Raw genomic sequence first — 20,015 nt, 5'->3', positions numbered from 1 at the left:
CCGCAATTTTGCCAGCACGGCAACGCCTCCGGCGAACAGTACTTTAGTTGGCAAACTGATTGATCACATGCTTTAGCTGATGTGCGGACTGCATGCCCGACTGCCGCCACATAATTTCTCCATTCTTAAAAAGGACGAAAGTGGGCACACCCTGAATCTGCATTTTGGTAGCAAGGGCGCGGTTGCGGTCTACATCTATTTTCACGATGGACGCTTTGCCATCGATTTCCCCTGCCACTTCTTTCAGGATAGGCGCCATTGCCTTACAAGGCCCGCACCACTCGGCTGAGAAATCAATAAGGACTGGCTTTTCGCCGTTGATCAAGTCGTTGAAAGACATTTTCTTGCTCATGTTCAATTGTATTTTTTGACGATCACAGTGCAAAGATGCGACGATGCCCGCCTCCATTCAGTGACGGCAGTCACACTCTGCGAAAATTTAAAACCTACTCAATAGATAGGAAATGTTATCTGCCGGAAATTTGTTCGCTCCCATCAATTTGTGATTGTCGTCACCAAAACTTTATATTGAATTACTGATATTGAGGCGTCAACAACGAAACTTATAAACTATGCAAAAAACGATGAGCCATCCACTCCCCCCAGCGAAGACCATCGAAGCACTCCCCAAAGCCTTACAATACATCGCCCGGCAACTGGAAGCCAAACGCGCCTTAAAACCTGCTGATATGCGCAGGATCGTCCTGGAAGCCGGTGTTCAACCTGTAGATATAGCACCCTGGGCCGACTATGACCATCCTGCTGCCGACAGCTACGGCCGTAAACTGATTTACGAGGGCGATCATTTTGAAATCATGGCTATGAGCTGGCAGCCTGGCGATTTTTCCGGCATCCACGACCATGGATATACAGAATGGGGCGCCGTGCAGGTTTTCGGTCCCGCAGAGCATGCTACCTTCCGGATTGAGGAGGGCCGAATCACCACCCTGGCACGCTTTTCCTTTGAGCCCGGTGATGTCGTTGGCGTAAGCCACACCCTCGTTCACCAAATGGGCAACCCTACCGCTGAGCCTTTCCAAACCCTGCATGTCTATGGCAGGCCAGAAGACATTGAGAATGTCACCGGCGATGCCCGGGTGTACGATTTGCAAAACCAAACCATTCAGCGCGTTGATGGCGGTGTGTTCTTCGCGCTTCCGGAAAGTGAAGTTAAATGGACAGAGCCCGGTCCAAAAGCAGACTTTCCCACCCTGCTGCGCTATCAGGTGGAGCTGACCCGGCGCTTAAAGCGAATGGCAGAGGCCGGACTGCCGGGTGCCCGGGAGCAATTGGAAGCCGCTGCGCAACGCCTTTTTTCTGATGCTGCTCAGTCCCAGCTGCTCAAAGACCTTAAAGCACATACCAACGCGGACAATCATACCGACAACTCCGTATTTTGGCGTATCCTTAATCAGGAACTTCGTGCGGCTGCTCAACTACAGAACGAGCTCGCCGAAACAGCAACACAGGGCGACCAATTCCACAAATATGCAGCGCTCTACGACGAACTTATCTGCCGCCCCTGCCTGAAAGGCTTCATTGCTGGTGGGCTCGAATTTTTCAAACAAAAATTCGCCCCAGATTTTTCAGCCAAGCGCTTCCTGTCTATTGGTGCCGGCACAGGCCTGGTGGAACGGTATATCATTGATGAACTGGGACTGCCCTACGATCAACTTCTCGGCATGGACCTTTCGCAAGCAATGGTACAGGAGGCCCGGCAGCGCATCCGTGCTGAACAGGGCGATATCCTCGCCTTCGATGCAGATGGCAAAGAATGGGACATCGCCTTCACGGGTCTGAATGTCTTTCACTACCTGCCAAGCCGCCATCTGCAGGAAGCCATTGAGAAGACCGCCGCGCTGGTCAAGCCCGGTGGCTATTTCCTGGGCGACTTTATCACGCCCGACCACATCCGCTGGTATCCCAATGTGATGTACGCCGAAGATCAGTCCATCATCTCATTGCGCACGCCCAGGCTCATTGAAGAAGAAGGGCGCATGTACCAGGAAAGCGAAATTCTCAATATTGAATTCCGGAACGGCCAAATGGACCTCAACTACGCCGGCCGGCACAAGCGCTTCCTGCCTCCTTTGCACCGGGTACGCACCTACTTTGAGCGCGCATTCGGAGGTAATGTAATGCTCTACGATGCCTACAGCCTTGAGCTTATACCCGAAGAGGCAGACAGCTGTAAGAGTACCCGCTACTTTGTGGTGGCGCAGAAAGCCTAAATCGATTGGAGGGGGCACTTGCCCCTTCCTGCTAATCCCGCCAAAGAAAGGGAAAAAGGACCAGTGCAATACCCAGCAATAGCAGATCAATCGACAGCAGGATCATCACATCTTTCTCAATGCCGGTATCCCGCATTAGCCGCAGGGCGTTGGCTGAGAGCTTGATGAGGGTCAGCAGGACTGGGATGACAAGCGGAAAACCCAGGATCGCCATAAGCGTAGCGCTGCTGTCTGCTTTGGAAGCGATAGCAGAAACAAAAGTGAACGTAATAGAAAAACCCGTTGCCCCCAGAAAAATTATGCCAAAAAACTGTGCCGTTTCTTTGACCGGGTTGCCCGCCACAAAGCTGAAGCCCAGCCAGGTGAGCAGGCTCAGCAGGCTCAGAAGCAGGATATTGTAAAGCATCTTGGACAGCAGAATAGAGGTCGGATTAGCCAGCGTGTAGTAGTACAATTCCCGTGCACCATGCTCCTGTACAAAGCTTTTGACCACAGCGCTAATGGATGCAAACAGCACGATCACCCAAAACAGAGCGTTCCAAACATCCGGCTGCACCCGCTGAAAAGAGGAGTAGACAATAAAAATCGTGGAAAACACGTAAAGCAATATACCGCTGATGGCATAACTCGACCTTAGCTCCAGGCGGAGGTCCTTACGCAGCAAAAAAACCACTTCTTTCATCAATCCCATGGCGCGAAGGTAGGGAATTTGGGGGTTAATGAGTATATTTTGCCCCCCAACTAAACCGAAATGAACCAGTAGTCATTAATATGGACTACAAAGGGTTTGCGATGATGCAGAAAATTCTATCCCTGACAATACTAATGGCTTACTGGCTGACTATACAGCCGGCACAAGCCCAACTCCCAAAAGCTAATGTACCGGAAAGCAACCGGTATTTTACGGTGCAAGCCGTATCTGGTGATGGGATTTATGCGCTTATGCGACGGTACGGGCTGGACGGCAACTCCTGCAACTTCACTAAATTCTACACCCTCAATAACCTGAAGAAAAATGCGCACCTGATTGTAGGGCGGACCTATGAGCTGCCCATCCTACTCTATGAGTTCAACGGGCGTACGATCAGGTCCACTATCGGCATTGATGACTGGAATCTTGCCGTGCGGATTCAGGACTACAACGAGCGTATGCTGGCCGAAAAACAGCGCGAGCAATCCTTCAAAGACAACCGGGTCCTCTGGGTACCCTACCATGAGCTTTATTGCCCGGACCCGGACCTCAAAATTCCGGAGCCGGTAACCGAGCGGCAGCCTGAAGAAGCTTCAGATAAAGCCGGTGGAGGTAATCGCCGGTTCCCTATTTTTGGCCCCAAATATGCCTACACACCTCTGGAAAGCACCCGCCTCAAAGGCAAAGTATTCTATATTGTAAGCGGACATGGCGGCCCGGACCCCGGCGCCATAGGCCGGCGTGGCGAATACAGCCTTTGTGAAGATGAATATGCCTATGATGTAGCTCTGCGCCTTTGCCGGAACCTTGTAGCCCACGGTGCAACTGCCTATATGATCATCCGCGACGATAACGACGGTATACGAAGCGATAAATTCCTGGACTGTGACTATGACGAAGTGGTCTGGGGCGGGCAGAAAATCATGCGGCAACAAAAGCCCCGGCTGTTCCAGCGGTCCAATGCTATTAACGAGCTGTACGAAAAAAACAAGGCCGCAGGCGTTGCCGAACAAACGACCATCATTGTGCACGTAGATTCCAGGAACAAAGGCGAACGCAAAGACGTCTTTTTCTACTATCACCCGACCAGTTCAGAGAGCAAAACCGTTGCCCTCGACCTACAGCGTGCACTGCGCAAAAAGTACCGCAAGTACCGCGCCAATGGGCAGTACCACGGCACGGTCACTCCACGCGACCTGCACATGCTCCGCGAAACACTGACTCCTTCCGTTTACATCGAGTTGGCCAATATCAGAAATAAGTTCGACCAGCAAAGGGTCATTCTGGAAAGCAACCGGCAGGCACTCGCCGATTGGCTGTTAGAGGGGATTTTGGATTGAGGCAAGCGGGCGCTCCATTTCCGGCCACTCCGGCTCAAACGTACCGAGGGCATCGTAGATGACATTATGGATACGCTCTCTGACTTTATCCTTGAAAAGTTTGCGGTTGCTGCGGTCCGGGTGGATCCGGTTGGATAGGAATATATAGATCAACTCCTCCTCAGGGTCTACCCAGACACAAGTGCCCGTAAACCCGGTATGCCCATAGGTTCGCTCACTGATGGCTTTCGGGTAACCTCCCTCTTCGATATCATCTTCCTCAGGTTTATCAAAGCCCAGCCCACGGTGGTTGCCATGACCGGCACTGGTAAAGTACTCAATCGTTTCTGGCTTCAGGAACTGCTTCCCACCATACGTACCACCATTGAGCAGCATCTGGAACAACACCGCCAGGTCTTCTGCATTGCTGAATAGGCCCGCATGCCCGGCCACGCCTCCCAAAAGCGCCGCTGTCTCATCGTGCACAAACCCATGCACCAGCTGATGCCGCCATCGGTAATCATTTTCAGTAGGCACAATCTGATCTGCAGGATAGTGCGCAAGTGGCAGAAAGCGGGTGAAGCGTAACCCAAGGGGCTCATAAAAGTGCATAGCTGCGAGTGTGTCCAGCCGGTGCCCGCCGAGGGCTTCCACCACCCGTTGGGTCAGCACGAAATTGGCGTCGCTGTAGCGGTAACGGGTGCGGCGGCCGCGCAGGCGCTGCATATCTTCCCAAATTTTATCGTGAAACTTCGTCGAAAAGAAGAAGTTATCCGATACGGGCAAGGCAAATTCCGGTGAGCTCGTTTTGCAGAAGTAATCAGCGCAATTGTCGTTGTCTGCTTCCCGGGCAAGCAAATATGGGATAACTGGCAGGTGGGGTTGTAACCCACTGCGATGGGTCATTAATTTTTGAAGGGTCAGGTTGCGCAGGCGGCTGTTGGAAGGCAGGTCCAAATGTTCCTTTAGCCTGTCTTTCGGTTCCAACTGACCAGCTTCATACTGTTGCATCGCCATCAGGGTAGTTGCCGCAATTTTCGTAATGGAGGCCACATCGTACAAATCCGAGTGCTGTATCTTTTGTTCCTTATCATAGGTATGATGGCCAAAAGCCTTATTATAAATAACCTTACCGGATTTTGCTACCAGCACCTGTGCCCCGGGCGTTGCCCCCTCATCAATTGCCGACTGCACAATTGCGTCGATGCCTACTAAGCGTTGAGGCAATACCCCTACCTGTTGAGGCAAGGCATACTCCAGGCGTACGGCCTCTGTTTTCTCCCCCTGCCCGATCAGGAAATCAGGGCTATAGGTTAAGGGCAATCGCCCCTTTGCTGCAATGCCTCCGAAGAGGAGCTGCGCCGCCAGTTCTTTCTCCAGATCGCTGTTGCCAAAAGCCTGTACCACCACCTCACTACGGCTCAACTGTTGAAGGTTAACAGGGTGCCCAAGGTTGACCACCACCACTTCTGCCTGCTGCCGGATACGGTTCAACTGCCCCAGGTCAGGAGTTTGCAAACGATACTGATCCAAGAGCACGATGAGGCGATCGGCAGTTGCTGCTTCCGCCCAGGAGCGCACCAGCCGGTAATTGGCATAGTGCCCGAAGCGCTGTTCAAAGTGCCGGTCGTAGACGGTACCTGGCAGGTGTAAAATTGTCCAGCCTTTCTCCCCTGCTTCAAGGGGGACCCGCTGCTCCGGGTTAGCAGCCAGGACAATCGAAGAAGCATAGGCTTTGCGCTGCCATACTGGCCAGCTTACTGCACTGAAGTAGTCTTTTCTGGAAAGCCATTGGGGCTGTGCTTCCACCGTTGCGCCCGCTACAGAAGCCTCCAAAGCTGGCTTTTGAATTACAGGATGGGGCTCGGGCTCAGGTTTATCCCCTGCCCATGCGCGGGCTTTCAAAATTCTTGTCAGCTTTTGATTGAGCTGTTCATCGCTTACTACGCCCCTACGATAGGATTGTTTCAGCGCTTTCAGCGCCGTTGTGTATTGACCGGCCTCAATCACCAGCAAGTCAACATCCTGTTCAAGCCAGTTGGCGATTTGAGCTTCAGTTGTTACCTCTGCGATGAGCAGCCCCCCAAACTGAAGCCGGTTGCGAAAGAGATCTGCCAGGCGGCCACTCCGCCCGAGTTGTTCCACCGGCAGCCAGAAACCACCCAAGCCTGCTTCAATTAAAGTTTTGTGGTAGGCTAAGGACTTGAGATAAGCTTTGGTGGTGTCTACCGAAAGTAAGTCTGTATCTGAAAAAGGAGCGGCCACAGATAGCAAATGGGCTTTGTTCATTTGATTGATCCAGCGCGCCTGATTTTGGATACCGGCTTCCGGCAGCAAGGTTGCGCCTCCTTCCATACCGTAGCCAGGCAAACTAAGCCAGCTGAGCTGTAGTGCATTCGCCTGATGAATATAGGCTTCTTCCAACCGAATACGCAGACTATCGTCTCCAATTGAAGAAATCGCCTCTAAGGAGGGGAAGGCTTGTTGGGACCCAAACAGATAGCTGGGCAAACGATTAGGATCCGTCACCTTAAATGGTGGAAAGGAAGTCCGGGTTTCCCAAAGCCGGTCGAGACGGTCCAAATCATCCGGTGCGGCAGCCGTAAGCCAGCAACCGGAGGAGGCGCCCAGTCGGGCAGCACTCACTTCAGCAGCATTTGTTTTCAATACCAGCAACTGCTGCAGCTTTTCTTCAGTTGTTTTTTCCTTCAGGTACTGATCGATTCCCGAGGGAGCAGACTGTAAAAAGAGTGACAGCCCGGGCAGCTCTACATCGGGCAATGGGGCTTCCTTTTGGCATGACCATGCCAAACTCAATCCTACAATCAAAAAAATCAGCTTATTCCTCATCATCCTTTCCGCCTGATTATATTCCAATATACGAAGCAACTCCGCAATGAGTTACTCACCTAATAAAGAAAACGCAAAATAAAACCCGGCGGCCGTTAAGGAAGGATTAAAGTTGCATTTAATTATGCTGAGCCCTATTCTTCCTCTTCTGCTGCTAAAAGTGGCAGTGGGGGTTCCTCCTGAATCAGAATACTAGCCAGCTTCCGGGCCTGCAATTCGGGGTTGCGCCACCAATCCGGAGACCAGATTTGATGGAGCTCGTAACCTTGTCCCTCCCAGCATTGCCGCTGTTGGGCCTCCCAGGCGAAACTGGTGTAGGGCGTATGTGCCTTGAAGCCATCTACTAAAAGCCCAAATTTCCTGGAGAAGCCCGATGCCGGGTCTACCGTTAAAGCAAGCTGGTCATCAGATATACGTTCAGCCAGGTGCAGTCGCCCCGGGCTAAGGTAAGGCCTCAGATAATGCTGTACCTGCCGGAGCAAATTGTAGGGAGGCGGAAATGCGGGCGGTTGTTGCAGTTGACCGGCAAAGCGAGCCGACAATTGTTCGATTTTAGAAATATTTTGGCTGGCGCATGCTTTCCAAAAGGCGAAGTAAACCGGCAAGCGCTGCCCGGCTTCGAACAGTTTTTCGCCTTCATCCAACCAATCCACAGGCAGGGAATTGACCACCCATACTTTCTCCCGGGCTGCCCCCATCAGTGCTTCCACCTGTTGCTGAATGCCAGGCTGATCCAGCCGGTGCACATGCCCGGTGACAGGCCCGTTAGGCCCTACCGGCCCGAAAGTGGCAGAGACGATCAAAACATCAAATTTCTGCCCTTCTACTTCAGATAAATCCATCAGTGTAAGGCCATTGCGATCGAGCTGCTGAATGGTTTCTACACCAGTGCTGCGCCGTTGTTTGATGCCCAGCAGATAATCGGCCAGCAACAACCGCTGCCCAGTCGTGAAGCAAACGATACCAACTGAGGGGTAGGTACGCTGTGGCGTCCTTTCGATTTTAGCCAGCATGGCCAGGACCGAGCGGGCTTCCGCGTCGTTCTGCTCAAGCGCCTCATCGTACATCCCGTCCACTTGTTCGAAAGCCACTTGATCTTTAGTGGGTAATACGGGTGCAGGTTGGGCCGCGTTCCGAAAGTGCAAAGTGCTGGTTCCGTGCATGTGCCGCAATTGAAAAGCCGGTACTTCCTCCTGAAGCTCCTGCGGTTGCAGCGGCTGATCATCCCATCCTCTGGGGCTCAGCATAAGCGTACGGTGCCCGATTGCGGATAAGCGTTCCAGCATAGCAGCCGGCACCAGGTGTGCTTCTTCGATGATCACCAGGCCAAAGCGCTGTTTGCTCTCTGAGAATAGCTCATCGGCTAAATGAGGCACCGTCAGCAAAGCCGGGCTGATGGCAGTGGGGACATCGCCCAGGGTGCGCAGATGACGGGTAAACTGTATCCGTTCCTCAACTGCTCCGCCCTGCATCAGCCACTTGTAAGCGATTTTACGGCGGCGGCGTAAATCCTGTACCGCCTGCTCTTTTCTGGACTGCCATAGCTGAAGGATATGCCCAGGCAGATCTTCCTTTAGACGTTCGGTTATTTTTGCGTATTCTTCCAAGGTATCCAAATCTGGCGGCAACACCGCCTCATAAGACTGGCTGAGTGCATTATCCAGGAACCAGGTCCGGAAGGCGGCAATCCAGTTATCAGGCTTTACCCTTAGCAGGCCTTTGACCATCCGCCGGGCGTGCTCATCCAGTTGCAGCCAATTGCGCTGCCAGGCGTAGAAGTTGTCAAATTCAGGCAGGGCACGCTTGGTTTCCTCCAGCTGCTCCACCACCTCATCCAGAAACCGCTGCCGTTTGGGCAAAGTGAGCGTATTGTGGCTAAGGGGCAAGTGGTAAAGCCCTGTTTCATTAATGTCTTCCAGCAAGCGGTCGAGGCTTTCTTCTAACTCCTCCACCTGGTTTTCAAAGCCCAACCGGGGATTCACAGACTTACGGCTGAGGCGGGTTACTTCATCCTGTACCTGTTCCCGCAGATTCATCCGCCATTGCTGTAGTCTTGATTCAAAAGCTTTCAGCCACTGGTTCAGCCCGGGCATTTCTGCCTCCTCCCACCTGGGGAATTCGGCATCGAAATAGGGCTGCCGCTGAAAGTCTTCCTTTAATTTGTGATATCCTTCCAGAATTTCTTTTCGGCCAGCGCGAAGCGCCTTTGCCCTGCCCGAAAAAACCTGCTTTACACGAAGCGATCCCGCTCCCGCACTCCAAAACTCCTTGCCATACTCAGACTCCTGCTCTGCCATCGTATCCTTTAGCTTCATAAGCTGGCGGGCAAACTTTTGGTAGTATTGTTCGTAGTGAGCCGAGAGCTGATCGGCGTAAGCATCAATGCGGTTGATAAACCACAATTGCAGCCGGGTGGCTTTATCCAGGAGTTGCCGGACCTGCGTTTCCGCAAACGTTTTGGCTTCGGCTTCCTCCATCCTCAAAAACAAACCTGGGCTAAGCTTTCCCAATGGACTGCGGGTCGTGTGGGTCTTTGTGAACAGCTGATAGCAACGCTCTACCACTTCAGAGAGCGTATCATATGCCGCTGCACTAAATGTATAGTCCTGAGCATTGAGCTGCGTACCCAGGAGTTCTTTACCTTCCGTTTGAGCACTCTCCAGGTACTGACCCACTGTCTGCGCCCAGGGCAAGCCACAAACCGTAGCCGACCGGTAAGCCCGATAGCTCTCCGTGAGCTTAACATGGAGGCGTTGCCCTTTATTCATTATTTGCTTTAGCCTTCGGTTATCGCCAGGCTGATGGGTGCCCCGGTTGGACGCAGAGGCTCGCAGAATATCGAGCATAAGCATCTTATCTGCCGCAGTGTCGCGGAGCAGGAAACCCAGCCTGGAAAGCCCCAGCTGACCGATGGCTGCTTCATACTCCTTAAGGGTACCAGTCCGGGGCGAAACCACAAGGCAGGGTTTTCCGTGCGCCAACTGATTGGACAAAAGATGAACACCAAGAGCGGACTTGCCGGTCCCGCTGTGGCCGTCCGCCCATATACGCCCCTTTTGCTGCAATAGTTTTGCTACCGTTGCCTGAAAGGGGTCAAGCGTATAGGGGCCGAAAGTATCCGATATGCGGTCCCGCTCAGCAGAATTAACCGGAGGAGGTCCGATGGTACATGGCGGCTGATGCGGAAAGCAGCTCAGAATGGCGGCTTCCACAAAGGCCCCTTTGACCTCTGCCCTGGCGAAGGTATGGCTGTCGGCCATCACAGGGGCCCCCTTTAAAGCTGGTGCTGGCAATTCCAATTCACTGGCTATATCCTGACAAAATTGCTGCAGATGTTTCAATCCAAAGGACTGCCGGTGAAGAAATCGATCGAAGACCGGAGCGAGGTCTTTTCCTGTTTTATTTTTCCAGTACGAAATGAGATAGATATTAGGCCGCAGACGGTGCGTCGGCGTTCTGGACAGGCGCCAGGGGCTATTGTATTGGTTTCCGGGCTCCAGGTGGGCTTCCCAGATTAGCAGAGGAGCAAAAACCACCCTGCCGGATTCGGGTTCTTCATCCTGAAAGAAGGGATAGCCAACGCCAACGGCTGCACCGCCTCGTGACCGTTCCCAAGCCCGGCCTTCAAAGTATACCTGCCTTAATCCAGGCTCTTGGTCCACGCCGGTGGCAATGACACTTCGGAAATCTCCCTGTATCAATTGCTCCAGTAAGGAATCACCCTGCTTGTCCGGGAGGCTGACAAAATCAAGGGCAACCTCAAAATCAGGATGTGTATTAAGGTGTGTGCCACTTTCACTCCAGGCATACTGAATCATTTCCTGGGCACTCGCCTGCATTTTCATTGTATTGCTTGCTGTTGTTAGGGTCTTAATTTATCGCCATTTTCCCGAAACCTATAACTTTTTTGGAAAGTCTTTCATCTCCCCACGCTCTTCGTCACCCCAGCGTCATCTTATTCACCAGACATACCTTTACAGAAAAATGCATAATTCTAAGCTTTAAAAAAACTTGGAAAAGGACTTCCAATCCCCTATATTGTCTTTATAAGCCACTGGCTATCAAATGTTTAACCTTTTAAGAACAAACACCGTCAAAGGTTAAACAAAACAGACAAAAAACGACATGATTCCAAATATCGCCGTCATATTAACCAATGCTCAAAAGCGCATTCTCTGGGTCAATGATGATTTTACGCACATTACCGGCTACTCGTTACCAGAGGTCGTAGGCAAAAGCCCCGGGCGAATATTGCAGGGCCCAAAAACAGAACCTGAAGCCGTTGATAAAATCAGGCATGGTCTAGCCAATGAGCTGCCATTTCGGGGAGAAATTACCAATTACCGCAAGAACGGAGAGGAATACCTCTGCCGCCTCGTCATCCATCCGGTGTACGATGAGTCTCAAAACCTGACCAACTTCATAGCCTTTGAAGTTGATGGCAATGCGGTGGAAACAGAACTGCCCATTCCGCTTCTGAATCTGGAAGAGAAGTACAGCTCAAGCAGCCTAAAAGGCATGGAAGAACTCCGGCTTTATCTGCGCATGAAACAGACAATAGAGGAAGAATCCTTGTTCTTGGACCCTAACCTTTCCCTGCGCAGTGTTGCCGACCGACTAAGCACGAATACCAAATACCTTTCTCAGGTGGTCAATCACAATGCGAAGTGCAACTTCCAGCAGTTTATTAACTTCTACCGGGTAACAGAGGTCAAAGAGAAAATAAAGGACCCCAAGTTTTACAACCTAACGCTATTTGGGATCGCCCGGCAATGTGGCTTCAAAAACAAGTCAACCTTTTATAAGGTATTTAAAGAGGTAACCGGGATGACGCCCCGAAAATACCTTAAGCAATAGCGCTGAAAATGAGTGCTTTGTTCCATATTCGCGAATACGGACCCTTCCCCGCCGCTTAAACTTGCCTTACCGCTTAATAAACAGCACCTTGAGTGTAGCAAAATTGCAAATGGCTTGCTCAAGTGCAAGCTTCATCATTTAAAGTTTAAGTTATGAGCGGTATCAGAGAAATGATCGGCTTTGCTTTTTGGGTGAACAATACCAGAAGAGAGCCGATGGAAGCACTGCTCAACGGCCACAATGGTTATTCCAAGGAAAGGACCACTATTATGCATGACCTTGAGAAAGAGAATATCAGAAATATCCTTAAAAGGACAACAGAAAAAATTGGAGATTCTCAGGTAAATCATTACAATTGAGGTCTCTAAGTCTTTTTTAAGGCATTGGAGAATTATCATCATTTCATCAGCCGAAGCCCCATGGGCTTCGGCTTTTGTATTTTTGGTTACTCCACTACGCCTCCTTCGACCTTCTCTCCATCCCGGTATTCGTACTCCAGCATGACATTGCCTTCTTCGTCATAAAAGCGGTAGGCACCATGCTGCTTGCCATCCTTGTAATTGACTTCCTTTTGCAAATCACCGGTCTTTTTGTTGTACTCCAGGTAGGTGCCATCGAGTTCTCCATCCTTGTAATGGGCCTGCTTCTCGACCCGGCCAAAACTATAGGCTGCCCATGGGCCATCTAGTTTGTTGTTCTTGTAAGTAGCCCTAAGAGTGATATGCCCCCGGGTATTGAACTCCAGATAAGTCCCATTGTAATTCCCATCTGCATAGGTTGTAAGCTTGGCCGGGAATTTACCCTCCGGGCCGTATTCAATCCATGCGCCAATCTTCTTGCCGTCGTAAAGCATTCCTTCTTCGATAATAGCACCTTCTGCGTTGCGCTTCACCAGGCGCTGTGCGGGAGAGTTCTCAATGTAAGTGACTTCATACCCTTCTGTCGCAGCTTTATTGGCGGTGTCGCCAGTTAATGCGCCGGACTGAGGCCTATTAGCGGGCTGTTCACAAGTGGTGAGAATTGCTGCCAAAGCAAGCATCATGAAGAATCTGTACATGCTACTATGATTTATGGTTTTGGAAAATTATTTCAACTCCACTTCCAAGTAGACAGGCTGATGATCAGAATAGCGAAATTTCTGATCCATCCCTTTCACCTGCCTGATTTGCACATTGGGGCTAACCAGAAAAAAGTCGATCAAAGTAATAAAGGTCTCGCCCGGGCGGTAGGGTGTTTTGGTCTTCCGGTTGGTGGGCACCCTGGGGTCATAAGCCCACTGCCAGTCCGCAGGCAGGTATTCCGGGTCGATATTGATTTGAGTGTACCCCTGTGTGCGGCCCGGCATATAGCCATCAAAGCGGAAGAAAGGCGGCACCTGATTCCAGTCGCCCCCCACTACTACATAATGCCCCGCCTGGTATTCTTTGAGGAACAATTCCTTCAAAAATGCCATCTGCTGTTGTTTTAACGACCCATCAGCATCGTAGGCTGAGTTGTGTACATTCATGACCACAAGCTCTTTGCCGCCCTTTACGCGGAAGCGGTGCAAAGCCACACAGCGGTCCAACTGGAAAAGGCGGACCGGCCAGGGGAATGCGCCGGGCAGTTGCAAGCGGACCGACTCGAAGGGCTGGTATCTGCTGTAGGTCCCCAGGCCGCTCTCCACTTCTCCGTAAAGATGCCATGGCTCAAAAACGGGGATCGGCACGAGTGGCGATCGGTAATTGGTCGCAAAAAAAGCACTGTAATCCGGCTTCTGCCCTTTAACAAGCTCATGCTGATTGGCAAAATAGCTGCGCTTGGAGTGGAAATCGACTTCCTGAAAGAGGAAAAAGTCTGAGGCGGTGGAACCTACGAATTGCTCAACGCCTTTGTTATTCTTTTGTACGGCTTCCTTCGGCGCGCGCACCATTCGCCCTTTGGAGAGGTACATATTGCCGTGGTCGAAAAAGAACTCCGACTCCTCTCCAAGTCCACCGAAGCCCAAATTCCAGGTCACGAAAGTCAGTACGCTGTCTTCGATAAGCGCTATGGGCTCTGCTCCTGAATTATCCAGCGGGGCTTCTGATTCAGGCACCCAGTCGTTGAGCGTGCCATAAAGCAACACCCCGCCCACATAGATTACCAAAAGCAAGGTAAAAGCAATAGCAACTCTGGCGATTAATTTTTTCATAAGCCTGTCTCTTTGTCTATATTTTTACAGCCCCAGCATATCCCGCATTCCAAACACCCCTTGCTTACCAATCAGCCAATGGGCTGCCTGCAGAGCGCCTTTGGCAAACCCCTCCCGGCTATGTGCTTCATGACGGATAGTGAGGGTATCCACAGCCGAAGTATAGCGGATTTCATGCGTACCTTTGATGTCCCCTTCCCGTATGGCTTCGATGGGAATGTGCCCAGCTTCCGCATTTGTACCCTCCCGCCAGCCTTTTGCACGCTCCAGCCTCTCGATCATGTCCTCCGCAAGGGTAATCGCTGTCCCACTGGGAGCATCCAGTTTTTGGGTATGGTGGATTTCGGTCATGGAAGGCTGGTAAGCCGGCCAGTCATTCATCAGCTCTGCCAGCTTTTGGTTGAGGGCAAAGAAGAGGTTGACCCCAATACTGAAGTTGGAGGCATAGAAAAAAGCCCCCTTCTCTTCCCGGCAAAGTGCCTTAGCTTCCTCAAAGCGATGCAGCCAGCCTGTAGTGCCGCTAACGACCGGTACGTTGGCCTTCATACAGGCTTCGATATGCCTGAAACCGGTATCTGGATGGCTAAAATCAATAGCGACGTCAGCTTGTTTTAGATTGGGCGTGGTCAGTGCCGCTTTATTCTCAGCGCTAAGCCGCATGACAATTTCATCACCAGCACTGATCGCCAGTTGCTCGATGGCTTTGCCCATCTTTCCATAACCGAGTAGTGCAATCTTTGGCATGGCAGGTCCTTTTAGTGCCGAAGGTAAAGAACTTCATCCAAAGTTGTGACTTTTCGAAAAGCGCTCGTCTAAACATCAGGCATTGAACAAATAAACACAACTTTTATAGCCAAATGAATCCCAAAGACATTTGACAGGAGCCCCGGCAGCTGAGCCGGGGCTTTTTTATTCTTCCAACAGCCCTTTCAGTTCATTCAGCTTCATCATGCATTCGATCGGTGTCATGTTATTGATATTCAGGTCGGCCAGCGCCTCCTTGATTTTACCCGCTGTTGGGTCCACCGTTTCGAAAATGCTAAGTTGCAGGGTTTCCGTTGAAATTTTTCCGGTGTCTGGCCGGGCAGCTTGCACTTCTACAGCGCCATTCTCTTCGTTATTGATGGATTTTTGCTCCAATTGCGTGAGGATATGAGCAGCCCGCTCCACGATGGTACGTGGCATCCCCGCCATTTTGGCCACATGTATACCAAAGCTATGCTGACTACCCCCTGGTACAAGTTTGCGCAGGAAGATGACCTTCTGGCCGACTTCCCGGGTGGCGATATTGAAGTTTTTAATCCGCTCAAATTTATTGGCCAGCTCATTCAGCTCGTGGTAATGGGTAGCAAAGAGCGTTTTGGGGCGTGCGGTGCCATTGTTATGAAGAAACTCAGCAATGGACCAGGCAATGGAAATCCCATCGTAAGTGCTTGTGCCCCGCCCAATCTCGTCCAGCAGAATAAGGCTGCGGTCTGAGATGTTATTCATAATTGAGGCGGTCTCATTCATTTCCACCATAAAGGTGGACTCTCCCGAAGAGATGTTATCTGAAGCGCCAACGCGGGTAAAGACCTTATCAATGAGGCCAATGGAAGCTTTTTCGGCAGGGACAAAGCTACCCATTTGTGCCATAAGACCGATCAGGGCCGTTTGCCGGAGCAAAGCTGACTTACCCGCCATATTCGGCCCGGTAATCATCATGACTTGTTGGGTTTCCGTATCGAGGTAGACATTATTGGGCACGTAGGGCTCATCAATTGACAACTGTTGTTCAATAACCGGATGCCGCCCCTGTTTGATGTCGATAACCGTACCATCATTAATTTCCGGGCGGCAGTAATTTTGTTTGCGTGCTACTTTAGCAAACCCGAGCAGGCAGTCGATGCGGGCGATCAAGGCTGCATTGTGCTGAATAGGCTGAATGTAGTCGGCCAGAGTAAAGACCAGCTCAGAGAAGAGTTTTTCCTCCAATACCAGGATTTTTTCTTCAGCGCCAAGGATTTTAGACTCCAGTTGCTTGAGCTCATCGGTGATGTAGCGCTCGGAATTAGTCAGGGTTTGCTTGCGCACCCACTCCTCTGGCACTTTATTCTTGTGCTTGTTGGTGACCTCCAGGTAATAGCCGAAGACATTATTAAAGCCAATTTTAAGGCTTGATATCCCGGTATTTTCCACTTCCCGTTGCTGTATACCCAGTAGCAGGTCCTTGCTGTTGTTGACGATATTGCGCAACTCATCCAGCTCTTCATTGAAGCCATCCGCCATGACGCCCCCTTTGGATAAATTGACGGGGGGATCATCGATAAGCTGTTTTTCGATCTCATCCCGCAGCAGAGCGCAAGGGTTTAGCCCCTCTCCTATTTTTGCCAACTGCTCCAAGTCATTGTTCTGCAGGGTCTCCTTGATGGGCTTGATAAGCTCTAGGGCTCTTTGCACTTGCTTGATTTCCCGTGGATTGATCTTTCCGAGTGGGACTTTAGAAATCAGGCGTTCCAAGTCGCCAATTTGCTGGATATATTGGGTAAGAGCACCTTCCAATTCGGTATCCTTGTAAAAATGGTCAACGATATTCAGGCGGTTATCGATCGCAGAAGGGATGGTCAGGGGCAAGACCACCCATTTTTTCAGCAAGCGGGCCCCCATGGGCGAAACGGTCTGATCGAGGACATCGATTAGCGACACGCCGGTTTCGTGGTTGCTGTAGACCAGTTCCAGGTTACGGATGGTGAACCGGTCGAGCCATACGTATCGGTCGGGCTGCAGGCGGCTGATGGCATTGATGTGCTGCAGGTTTTTATTCTCAGTCGTAGCCAGGTAGTGAAGGGTTGCGCCGGCAGCGATCTGCCCGAGCTCCATCTCTTCCACTCCAAAGCCTTTTAGGTTTTGGACTTCGAAATGTTCAAGCAGTTTTTCCCGGGCATAATCGAAAGTATAGACCCACTCATCCTGCATAAAAGTGTAAAGCTTGTCCCCAAACTGTTTCAGGAAATCTTTTTGGCGATCTTTTGGGAAGAGGACTTCAGATGGTTTGAAACTTTGGATGAGCTTATCGGCGTAGGTAAGGCTGCCCTCACAGACCATGAACTCCCCGGTGGACACATCCAGGAAGGAGACCCCGACCTGGTCTTTCTTACCAAAATACAGAGAAGCCAGGAAGTTATTAGACTTATGGTCCAGCAGCTTGTCATCCACTGCAACGCCAGGCGTGACGATTTCAGTTACTCCACGGCGGACAATTTTTTTCTGTGGGCTGGGCTTTTCCAGTTGTTCACAAATGGCCACCCGGTAGCCTGCCCGGACGAGGCGAGGCAGATAAAGGTCCATGGAGTGATAGGGAAACCCCGCCAGCTCGATGTCACTGCCGCCGTTATTCCGTTTGGTCTGCACGATACCCAGCACCTGAGAGGCGGTGATCGCATCCTCCCCAAAAGTCTCATAGAAGTCCCCAACCCGGAATAGCAGAATGGCGTCCGGATGTTTAGACTTCACTTTGAAATACTGCTGCATCAGAGGCGTTACCTTACCACCGCCCTTTGTCTTCTTTGCCTTTGCCAATGTGGATCGTTTTCGTTAGCCCACAAATATAGTTGTTCCATTTGGGTTGCCATAAGGGGAAGCTATTCAAAGATAAGACTACCTGAAAAGGCTTTGCAAAATCTAACCCCTTGGCTTATTTTTGCCCTATTGGACAACCAACCGGAACTGCCCGTGTTGGAATTAGGAACTGAAGAAAAAAAGCAATCCAGATATGGCTATTATAATCACAGATGAATGTATCAACTGCGGCGCCTGCGAGCCGGAATGCCCAAATAACGCTATCTATGAAGGTGGTGTGGAATGGGCCATTTCTGACGGTACCGGAGTAAATGGTTCTTATAAACTGGAAGATGGCTCAGAGGTTGATGCAGATGCTCAGCATAATCCTATCTCTGATGATCTGTACTATATTGTACCGGATAAGTGTACGGAGTGCGTAGGTTTTCACGAAGAGCCACAGTGTGCTGCTGTCTGCCCGGTGGATTGTTGTGTAGATGACCCTGACCGCAGAGAGTCTGAAGAGATCTTGCTTGAACGTAAGGAACGGCTGCATCTTTGATGCTTAATTCATCAAAATGAAGTGTATAAAGTGATGCGTATGGGGCGCAGCCGCTGGAAGATTGAGAATGAGACGTTCGATACACTCAAGAACCAGTCTTACAATTTCGAGCATAACTTTGGCCATGAGCAGGAGAACCTGTGTACCATTTTTGCCTACCTGATGATGCTAGCATTTCATGTGGACCAAATCCAGCAAAGCAGTTGCCGGTACTTTAGGATAGTCCTCCGAGAGCTAAAGACCAGAGCAAAGCTATGGGAAAGTATCCAGGCGGTGTTCAAAATCCTGCCCAGAGAAAATATAGCACAGGTGCTTCTCTCCGTGGCCGAAATGTATCAGATCAAACTGGAGTAATTTTTACGTAAGTCTACAACATCAGTCTTAACTATTTCTTTGAATATTGAATCGCCTTTCTCATTAAAATTTAAATACTCCAATAATTCAGTTCCTTCGCTATTTATTTCCTCTGTGAATGATTCAAACTTTACGAATGAAGAATTATAGGCATCCGTAGTCATTTTATCATTATTGAAACTGATTTTCCAATATTGTGTTTCTGTAGTGTCTTCTCTATTAGAGTATTCGTAAATCTTTGACTTATCTGATTTTGAACTTGTATAATAGTATTTTTTGAAATTACTATTGCAACTTGTCATTAGTATTACCAGTAGCAAATTTAGAGTAATCAATCTCCTCGTACTCAAAAATGATTCTTTCTTCTTCATTCAATAGTGAATTCAAAGTGCTATTAAAAATATCAATCGGCTATGAAGGTAATATTTTCATGGGATTGAAAAATTTTGACTATTGATTCTAATATTTTGGGATTCATCTTTTTTTCGCTACTCCTAAAATTAGCCCACTTTATTATAGTCTCTTTTTGCAAATCATACAAACCATATCCATTGTAAAATATCATCAAATACATCTAAAGACCAACTATCTATAGCATTAGAATCTAATAGTAACTCATTTTCTATTTCTTCATAAAATCGCTTAATTGTATTAATCCTTCTGCCATTAAGAATGAATTCTTTCTTCATAATACTCCATTAATAGACTCGTTCATTCATTTTTACGTGAAGCGTTGCAGCCAAGTGTTGTTGGCAGCCGTTTTTTATTCAATTAACCGCCATACAGTTTTGTTCTTTTTCATATACTGAACAACTCCTCTTTGGGGAGTCCAAATAATTTGAACTATGTCTGTCGAGTCCACTCCTATACAGTCATAGCAATAGTGATCAATCAAGAAATGGTCTCCAAGATTATCGTCTTGTCTTAGCGAATTAGATGCCGGAAGGGTGCCACCAAATCCACCAAATTTGATCTCGACTCTCGCGGGGTTGGAGTCTTCCCATTTTGTTGCTGAGATAAAAGACTTGTTTTGGTTATAGATGTCACCTTGTGGTCCTCTAAAGCTCTTTAACTCAGGTTCTCCTGGTGGTATCGTTTGGTACTCAATCCAACATGTCTGAGGGTTTCCTGAATATCCTTCACTTAGCTCATTGTATCGGATTTCCTTACTTACAATAGTAATGGAGTCATAGTGTCCTTTGTCATTTTCGAAAATCAATGTGTCACCAACACTGTAAAGATTAATTATCATCATGTCCTTATCGTCAAAGCTGTTTTTGCAGGACTGAATTAAAATGACACTTAAAGTCAGTACTATGATAAGTAACCTACTCATTTTTGCTATGTTTACAACAGACACCTTACACACAGTTCAAGGGACATCGGTAACACTATTCAATTCTTAAATATAATACTTTTTCACAGAGCCCCTCCTTCTTCC

General features: G+C 49.7%; 16 protein-coding genes. 6 read left to right on the top strand and 10 right to left on the bottom strand.

Translation table 11 applies throughout. The features are described from left to right. Window positions 1-43 precede the first annotated feature (43 nt). Window positions 44-352 carry a thioredoxin gene (gene trxA, locus MRY86_RS25980; RefSeq protein WP_044230089.1) on the bottom strand — a complete coding sequence of 103 codons (309 nt, stop codon included), beginning with the start codon at window positions 350-352 and terminating at the stop codon, window positions 44-46. A gap of 232 nt (window positions 353-584) precedes the next feature. Between trxA and MRY86_RS25975 the strand changes: the two genes are divergently transcribed. After that, window positions 585-2,231, top strand: coding sequence for a methyltransferase domain-containing protein (locus MRY86_RS25975; protein ID WP_293564254.1), 1,647 nt, complete (start codon window positions 585-587; stop codon window positions 2,229-2,231). 31 nt (window positions 2,232-2,262) lie between these two features. Here the strand turns inward: MRY86_RS25975 and MRY86_RS25970 are convergent, their stop codons facing one another. Beyond that, on the bottom strand, window positions 2,263-2,922 hold the full coding sequence (locus MRY86_RS25970; protein ID WP_293564256.1) for a heme exporter protein CcmB: 660 nt from the start codon (window positions 2,920-2,922) through the stop codon (window positions 2,263-2,265). 101 nt (window positions 2,923-3,023) lie between these two features. Between MRY86_RS25970 and MRY86_RS25965 the strand changes: the two genes are divergently transcribed. Beyond that, entirely contained in the window at window positions 3,024-4,262 is a 1,239-nt protein-coding gene (locus tag MRY86_RS25965) for an N-acetylmuramoyl-L-alanine amidase (RefSeq protein ID WP_293572068.1), read from the top strand. Here the strand turns inward: MRY86_RS25965 and MRY86_RS25960 are convergent. Further along, window positions 4,242-7,022, bottom strand: a complete 2,781-nt coding sequence (locus MRY86_RS25960; RefSeq protein WP_293572066.1) for a serine hydrolase — start codon at window positions 7,020-7,022, stop codon at window positions 4,242-4,244. The two genes, MRY86_RS25965 and MRY86_RS25960, sit on opposite strands and share 21 nt — an antisense overlap. Before the next feature lie 203 nt (window positions 7,023-7,225). Further along, complete coding sequence (locus MRY86_RS25955) at window positions 7,226-10,930, bottom strand: hypothetical protein (protein ID WP_293563821.1); 3,705 nt, start codon at window positions 10,928-10,930, stop codon at window positions 7,226-7,228. Between the two features lie 286 nt (window positions 10,931-11,216). Here MRY86_RS25955 and MRY86_RS25950 point away from each other — a divergent pair, with 286 nt between their 5' ends. Both MRY86_RS25950 and MRY86_RS25945 read left to right on the top strand, forming a co-directional pair. Then, the gene (locus MRY86_RS25950; protein ID WP_293563819.1) at window positions 11,217-11,948 is read left to right on the top strand and encodes a PAS domain-containing protein; all 732 of its coding nucleotides are present in this window, start codon (window positions 11,217-11,219) and stop codon (window positions 11,946-11,948) included. A gap of 152 nt (window positions 11,949-12,100) precedes the next feature. Then, entirely contained in the window at window positions 12,101-12,307 is a 207-nt protein-coding gene (locus MRY86_RS25945; protein WP_293563817.1) for a hypothetical protein, read from the top strand. Window positions 12,308-12,393: 86 nt separating this feature from the next. On the opposite strand, the gene MRY86_RS25940 is transcribed toward MRY86_RS25945, so the two are convergent. From MRY86_RS25940 to mutS, 4 genes are all read right to left on the bottom strand, one after another. Further along, window positions 12,394-13,005 (bottom strand): hypothetical protein, encoded by a 612-nt coding sequence (locus tag MRY86_RS25940; protein WP_293563815.1) that lies wholly within the window; start codon window positions 13,003-13,005, stop codon window positions 12,394-12,396. A 27-nt stretch (window positions 13,006-13,032) separates the two neighbouring features. Next, complete coding sequence (locus tag MRY86_RS25935; RefSeq protein ID WP_293563813.1) at window positions 13,033-14,121, bottom strand: endonuclease/exonuclease/phosphatase family protein; 1,089 nt, start codon at window positions 14,119-14,121, stop codon at window positions 13,033-13,035. A 24-nt stretch (window positions 14,122-14,145) separates the two neighbouring features. After that, entirely contained in the window at window positions 14,146-14,865 is a 720-nt protein-coding gene (gene dapB / locus MRY86_RS25930) for a 4-hydroxy-tetrahydrodipicolinate reductase (protein WP_293563811.1), read from the bottom strand. Window positions 14,866-15,030: 165 nt separating this feature from the next. After that, window positions 15,031-17,631, bottom strand: coding sequence for a DNA mismatch repair protein MutS (gene mutS / locus MRY86_RS25925; RefSeq protein ID WP_363325371.1), 2,601 nt, complete (start codon window positions 17,629-17,631; stop codon window positions 15,031-15,033). A 241-nt stretch (window positions 17,632-17,872) separates the two neighbouring features. Between mutS and MRY86_RS25920 the strand changes: the two genes are divergently transcribed. Both MRY86_RS25920 and MRY86_RS25915 read left to right on the top strand, forming a co-directional pair. Beyond that, window positions 17,873-18,220, top strand: coding sequence for a 4Fe-4S dicluster domain-containing protein (locus tag MRY86_RS25920; RefSeq protein ID WP_293563807.1), 348 nt, complete (start codon window positions 17,873-17,875; stop codon window positions 18,218-18,220). Between the two features lie 39 nt (window positions 18,221-18,259). Further along, window positions 18,260-18,574, top strand: coding sequence for a hypothetical protein (locus tag MRY86_RS25915; protein WP_293563805.1), 315 nt, complete (start codon window positions 18,260-18,262; stop codon window positions 18,572-18,574). A gap of 533 nt (window positions 18,575-19,107) precedes the next feature. Here the strand turns inward: MRY86_RS25915 and MRY86_RS25910 are convergent. Next, complete coding sequence (locus MRY86_RS25910) at window positions 19,108-19,263, bottom strand: hypothetical protein (protein WP_293563803.1); 156 nt, start codon at window positions 19,261-19,263, stop codon at window positions 19,108-19,110. Between the two features lie 74 nt (window positions 19,264-19,337). Beyond that, on the bottom strand, window positions 19,338-19,910 hold the full coding sequence (locus MRY86_RS25905; protein ID WP_293563801.1) for a hypothetical protein: 573 nt from the start codon (window positions 19,908-19,910) through the stop codon (window positions 19,338-19,340). Window positions 19,911-20,015 lie beyond the last annotated feature (105 nt).

The sequence above is a fragment of the Phaeodactylibacter sp. genome, assembly GCF_022763345.1.
In the GTDB taxonomy this organism is placed as follows: domain Bacteria; phylum Bacteroidota; class Bacteroidia; order Chitinophagales; family Saprospiraceae; genus Phaeodactylibacter.
This window is presented reverse-complemented; position numbering and strand designations above follow the sequence as displayed.